Origin of the sequence: Cryobacterium fucosi (genome assembly GCF_004403515.1) — a bacterium.
Taxonomy (GTDB): Bacteria; Actinomycetota; Actinomycetes; order Actinomycetales; family Microbacteriaceae; genus Cryobacterium; species Cryobacterium fucosi.
Map to the genome: position 1 here is coordinate 1 of NZ_SOHH01000017.1, position 6306 is coordinate 6306.

At 70.6% G+C, this 6306-nt stretch carries 5 protein-coding genes; 4 read left to right on the forward strand and 1 reads right to left on the reverse strand.

What is annotated here, in order from left to right; all coding sequences use genetic code 11:
* The 4 genes from E3T48_RS01255 to E3T48_RS01270 form a co-directional block, all read left to right on the forward strand.
* Window positions 1-2988: DEAD/DEAH box helicase (locus E3T48_RS01255; RefSeq protein ID WP_134522073.1), on the forward strand; the 2988-nt coding region annotated here is incomplete at its 5' end.
* Window positions 2989-3087: 99 nt separating this feature from the next.
* The gene (locus E3T48_RS01260; RefSeq protein ID WP_166789587.1) at window positions 3088-3972 is read left to right on the forward strand and encodes a fructose-bisphosphatase class II family protein; all 885 of its coding nucleotides are present in this window, start codon (window positions 3088-3090) and stop codon (window positions 3970-3972) included.
* A 157-nt stretch (window positions 3973-4129) separates the two neighbouring features.
* Window positions 4130-5446, forward strand: coding sequence for a glycosyltransferase 87 family protein (locus tag E3T48_RS01265; RefSeq protein ID WP_166789588.1), 1317 nt, complete (start codon window positions 4130-4132; stop codon window positions 5444-5446).
* 21 nt (window positions 5447-5467) lie between these two features.
* On the forward strand, window positions 5468-6103 hold the full coding sequence (locus tag E3T48_RS01270) for a histidine phosphatase family protein (protein WP_255455790.1): 636 nt from the start codon (window positions 5468-5470) through the stop codon (window positions 6101-6103).
* Window positions 6104-6172: 69 nt separating this feature from the next.
* Here E3T48_RS01270 and E3T48_RS01275 read toward each other — a convergent pair.
* Window positions 6173-6306, reverse strand: a 134-nt coding sequence (locus tag E3T48_RS01275; RefSeq protein ID WP_241986516.1) for an ATP-binding protein, incomplete at its 5' end; no start/stop codon positions are given.

Here is a 6306-nt window from a genome sequence, read left to right on the forward strand (position 1 = left end):
CCCGCTCCGCCGGACTGGCAGCGCGCCCTCGCGCCGCTCGCCCGGCCGGCCGCCACCGTCCCGGCGATCACGGCGGTCGGCCTCCAGTTCGAGCTGCAGGAGCCGGTCCGCGACGGACGGTACACCGGCGGCGGCAGGCCCACGCGCCTGGCCGCCCGCCCGGTGATCATGGGCAAGAAGGGCAAATGGATCCGCGGCAATCTCACCTGGGACAACCTCGCCTACGCCTACGGCGCCTACGATCCCGTCCAATTGGCGGCGCTCAAGGCGCTGTACGCTCTGTACTCCGCCGGCAACCGGTCCACCGGCTTCGCGCAGCAGTGGATCCTGCTCGACGGCTTCGCGAACCGGGCGTTCTGGGATATCCTCGCCGAGGCGAGGGCCGCCGGGCTGGCCCTGGTCACCGACGCGAGCGGCCGGTCGCGGGTGGACGTGGCAGCGGGCACCGCCGCGCTCCAACTCGACATCCGCAGGGAGGACGGCGCCCTCACTCTCTCGCCCGCGGTCATCCTGGCCGGGCGGCGGCTCGGTCGCACCGACTTCGGATTCATCGGCAGCCCCGCCCACGGCGTGTTCACCTGGGCCGAGCCCGGCGCGGGCACGGAACCGGGCGACATCGGCTCCGTGCTCACCCTCGCGCCGCTGGAACACCAGCTCGGCGCGGAGCTGCTCGCCCTGGCCGCATCCGCCGACGCCCTGATCGTCCCCGGCTCCGACGAGGCCCTGTTCCTCGCCGACTTCTACCCGTTCCTGCGCCGGCAGCTCACCCTGACCAGCACCGACGGCTCCTTCGACCTGCCGGAGTCGCCGCGCCCTCGACTGGCCCTCCAGGTCACGCACCAAGCGGGGGCGCGCCTCGAGTTGCGGTGGGACTGGGAGTACCTCGCCCGGGCGGAGCCGGAGGCAGGCGGGGTGCTCTATCGCAGCTCCCTCCGGCCGGCGCCCGGCGAGACCCAGTTCAGGGACCCCGCGCGCGAGGATGCCATCCTCGCCGCCGTCCTTCCGGTGCTCACCGGTTTTCCCTCGCTCGAACAGACGCACGAAGGCCGGCCGCGCCTGGCCGTGATCGCGACGCTCGAGGGCGCCGCGATGATCGACTTCCTGGCCCGGGTCATGGGGGAACTCGAGGCTCTGGTCGACGTCCGGGTCACGGTCAGCGCCGACGCCCCCCGCTACCGCCCCGCCGACGATGCGCCCGTGATCAGCCTGGCCACCACCGAGAGCACGGCCGCCAGGGACTGGTTCGACCTCGCCGTGACCGTCAGCATCGACGGGGAGGAGATCCCGTTCGACGACCTGTTCCGGGCGCTGGCCGCCGACCAGGAGATCCTGATCCTGGACAGCGGCACCTGGTTCAGCCTCGACCGCCCCGAACTCCACCAGCTCCGCCGGCTGATCGAGGAGGCCCGCGGCCTGCAGGACGCCGACGCGGAGTCGCTCGGGCTCAGCCGGTTCCAGGCCGATCTCTGGGAGGAGTTGCAGGCCCTCGGCGTGGTCGCCGAACAGGCCGCCGGGTGGCGCGCCGCCGTCGCCGGGCTCACGGACGCCGACCAGATCGACCGGCGCCCTCTCCCCGCCGCGGTCCACGCCACCCTGCGCGGTTACCAGCAGGCCGGGTTCGACTGGCTCAGTTTCCTCTACGACCACCGGCTCGGCGGCATCCTCGCCGACGACATGGGGCTCGGCAAGACGTTGCAGGCGATCGCCCTGATCGCGCACGCCCGCGACCAGGCGTCGGCGTCGGCGCCGGGCGCGCCGTTCCTGGTCGTGGCCCCCACGAGCGTGGTCTCGAACTGGGCCGCGGAGTGCGCCCGCTTCGCCCCGGACCTCCGCGTCGCCACGATCACCCAGACCGCGGCGAAGCGCGCCACGAGCCTCGCCTCCGTCAGCGCCGGCGCCGATGTCGTGATCACCTCGTACACGCTCTTCCGGCTCGACTTCGACGAGTACGACGGGCTGGACTGGGCGGGACTCCTGCTCGACGAGGCCCAGTTCGTGAAGAACCACCAGGCCAGGGCGCACCAGTGCGCCCGCCGCCTGAGAACGCCGTTCAAGCTCGCGATCACGGGCACGCCGATGGAGAACAACCTGATGGAGCTCTGGTCGCTGCTGTCGATCACGGCGCCCGGCCTGTTCCCGAGCCCCGGCCGGTTCACCGACTACTACCGCAAGCCGATCGAGACCGACGCGGACAACGAGCGGCTCACCCAGCTGCGGCGGCGCATCCGCCCGTTCATGCTGCGCCGCACCAAGGACCAGGTGGCCGGCGACCTTCCGGAGAAACAGGAACAGGTGCTCGAACTCGATCTGAACCCGAAGCACCGCAAGGTCTACGACACCCACCTGGCCAGGGAACGGCAGAAGGTGCTCGGGTTGATCGACGACCTGAACTCGAACAGGTTCGAGATCTTCCGCTCGCTCACCATGCTGCGCCAGCTCAGCCTTGACGCGAGCCTGTACGACGAGAAGTACGCGGGGGTCCCGTCCACCAAGCTGGACGCCCTCCTCGAACTGCTGGAGGACACCGTTGCCGAGGGGCACCGCACGCTCATCTTCAGCCAGTTCACCCGGTACCTGGCCAAGGCCAGGGAGCGGCTCGACGCCGCCGGGATCAGCTACTCCTATCTCGACGGCAAGACCCGTGGCCGCGCCCGCACGATCGACGATTTCAAGAACGGCACCAACTCGGTCTTCCTGATCAGCCTCAAGGCCGGCGGCTTCGGCCTGAACCTCACCGAGGCCGACTACGTCATCCTGCTGGACCCGTGGTGGAACCCTGCCACGGAGGCGCAGGCCGTCGACCGGGTGCACCGGATCGGCCAGACGAAGAACGTCATGGTCTACCGTCTGGTCTCCAAGGACACGATCGAGGAGAAGGTGATGGCCCTCAAGGCCACCAAGGCGCGCCTGTTCGAGAGCGTCATGACGGATGCCGCGCCGCGCGGCTCGGCGCTGACGGCCGCCGACATCCGCGAACTGCTCTCCTGACCGCGAGCGGAGCCGGGCCTACCGGGGGGTCCGATCCAGTCGCCGGGTAGGCTGGGATCGCCCGATCATGGGGCCGAACTCCAGAGCATGAGGTGGCGGATGCCGCAGCAGAAATTTCCCGACGACGTCGTCCAGACCACCGTCCTCGGCGCCGAGGCGTGGCCGGCGGACCTGGTCGAGGCCGTGCGCGCGTCCACGTCGGCCGCGGCCCTGGCTGCCAGGGCCTGGGTCGGGCGTGGCGACAAGATCGCCGCAGACGCGGCCGCCGTGGCCGCGATGCGGGCGGTCTTGATGACAGCCCCGTTCTCGGGAGTCGTCGTGATCGGTGAGGGCGAGAAGGATGCCGCCCCGATGCTCGCCAACGGGGAACGGCTCGGCACCGGGCAAGGCCCGGACTGCGACATTGCCGTCGATCCGCTCGACGGCACCAGCCTTGCGGCCCTCGCTCGACCCGGCGCGGTGAGCGTCATCGCCCTTGCCCCCCGCGGAACGATGTTCGATCCGGCCGGCGTCTTCTACATGGAAAAACTCATCGCCGGGGCCTCGGGCCTCGGCGTGCTCGACCTCCGGCGCTCCGCCACGGCGAACCTCCGCGCCTACGCGGCCGCAAGCGGCGTCGCCGAGACCTCGCTCACGGTCGCCGTGCTCGACAAACCCCGTCATGCGTCCCTGGTCCGGGAGCTCCGGGCCGCCGGCGCGACGGTGAGCCTCACCGCCGAGGGCGACGTGTCCACGGCCATCGCGGCCGCGACACCCGGCAGCTCGATCGACCTCGTGATGGGAATCGGCGGGACCCCGGAGGGCGTCATCGCGGCCTGCGCGGTCCGCGCGCTCGGCGGCGTCATGCTGGGCCGGATGGCGCCGCAGAGCGAGGCGGAGGCACGCGGGGCACGCGCGGCCGGCCAGGATCCGGCCCGGCTGTTCGATGTCGCCGACCTCGTCGCCAGCAGCCGGGTGCTCTTCGCTTCCTCGCCCGTGACCTGACCTGACCTGGCCGTCGACCGGCAGAGGCCACTCCCGCTGAGAGCACTCTCAGAACTGTCACCCAATGGATGCCTCGAGGCAGCCCGCCTGTCATCTGGAGTTTCTACGCTGGCGTCAGGCACCGCTCCGGGTGTCGACGTTTGCAGAGGTGAGTACCGTGTCCCAGCTTCTCGACCGGGCCGATCGCCGGCTCTTCCGCGCCCTCACCCCGGCCAGGCTGGCCTGGTTTCACTCCCCTCGCACCCTGGTGCTGGGATTCGTCGCCATCCATGTAGTGTTCCTGCTCGTCCTGCTGCCGACGATCCTCACCGGGAACGTCCTCGGCGACCTGCCGCTCTACCGCACGTGGGCGGAGAACGGCCTCGTCCACCACCTCTGGCAGGGCATCGACGTCGAGTGGGTGTACCCGATCGGGGCTATCGTCCCGATCGCGTTCGCCGCCCTCGCCGGGCCCCTGCTGTACCAGCTGCTCTGGTTCCTGATGACGATGTCCCTGAACGCGATCGCCGTCGCCGTCCTGACCGATCGGGGCCGGGACGCCCGCGGGTATCGGGCCGCCTGGCTGTGGCTGCTGCTCAGCTTCGTGCTGAGCCCCGTCGGCCTCCTCCGGCTCGAGGGACTCACCGCGCCGCTGGTGATCACCGGCCTTGTCCTCCTCGCCCGCCGCCCGATCGTGGCCGCGACGCTGCTGACCGCCGCCACCTGGATCAAGGTCTGGCCGGCCGCCGTGATGCTCGCCGTCGTCACGGTCTCCAGCCGCCGGAAAGTGGTCGCCGTGACCGGCGCCGTCATGAGCGCCGGCGTCGCCTTGATGGTATGGGCCGCGGGCGGGATCCGCTTCCTCACCGGGTTCGTCACCATGCAATCCGACCGCGCCCTGCAGCTCGAGGCGCCCGTGACCACGCCGTGGGTGTGGCTCGCCGTCTCCGGAAGACCGGACACGGCCATCTATCAGAACTACGCCATTGCGACCAGGGAGGTCGCCGGCCCCGGCACGGCCGCCGTCGCCGAGGTGATGACGCCGCTGATGTTCCTGATGATCGCCGCCGTGCTCACCCTGATGCTGGTGGGGCTCCGGCGACGCAGCGACCCGGCACTGCTGCTCCTGCTGGGCTCGCTCGCGCTGGTGGGGTCCTTCATCGTCTTCAACAAGGTCGGTTCGCCGCAGTACATGCTCTGGCTCGTGCCGATCGTGGTCGTCGGGGCCAGCCGGGCCTGGCGGCAGTGGCGCGCCCCGGTCTATCTGATGCTCGGCATCAGCGTGCTGACCACCCTGATCTTCCCGGTCTTCTACCTGCCCCTGGTCGACGGCGATCCATTTGCCGTCCTGCTCCTGACCGTTCGCAATGCGCTCCTCGTGGTGATGCTCGGCTGGTCCGTCCTCGCCCTGGCCGGGCTGGTCCGCTCCACCCCCCGAGCGCCCGGACTCGGCGCCCGGAGTGGTGCCCGCACCGTCGCCGCTCGCCACGGCTGACAGCTGGAGGACAATGGACGGGTGAGTTCTGCAACTACCTTCGCCCTTGTCCGCCACGGCCAGACCGCATGGAACGCCGCGATGCGCATCCAGGGTCGCTCCGATATCCCACTCAACGACACCGGTCGAGGGCAGGCCGTCGACGCGGTCGGCGCGCTGTCGCCGTACGACTGGGACTTCCTGGTCTCCTCGCCACTGTCCCGAGCGGCCGAAACGGCCGACCTGATCGCCGACGGCCTGGGGCTGACGGTGACCCAGCGCATCCCCTCCCTCGTGGAGCGGGACTACGGCCTGGCCGAGGGATTGGGTGCCGGCGCCGAGCTCGAGGCCCTGCGTGAGCCGGGCGGACCGACCGGCAACGGCGGTTTCCGCGGCGCCGAGCCAGAGGACGACGTCGCCGACAGAGGGGTCGACGTGCTGCGGATGCTGGCGCGCGACTACCCGGGCGCCCGCATCATCGTCGTCAGCCACGGCACCCTGATCCGCCTGAGCCTGATCCGCATCCTGGACCGCGCGATCCCGACGATCGCCAACGCCGCCCTGACGGTGGCGCGGAGCGGTCCAGACGGCTGGACCCTGGACGTGCTGAACGGCGAGCTCCTCGAGCCGGCGGGCGCGCGGCCCGGTGGTCGAGCCTGTCGAGACCCCGCCCGGTGATTGATGTTAACGCCGACCGAAAACAGGGCCACTTCTGCCAACTGAAAACAGGGCCACTGTAGTGCGTTCTTAGTGTGTCGTAGTTGCGGCGGATTGGTGTTGCTTGAGCCGGTAGCTGTTGCCCTTGAGGCTGATGACGTCGGCGTGGTGGACGATCCGGTCGATCATCGCGGAAGCGATGGTCAGGTCGCCGAACACGTCGC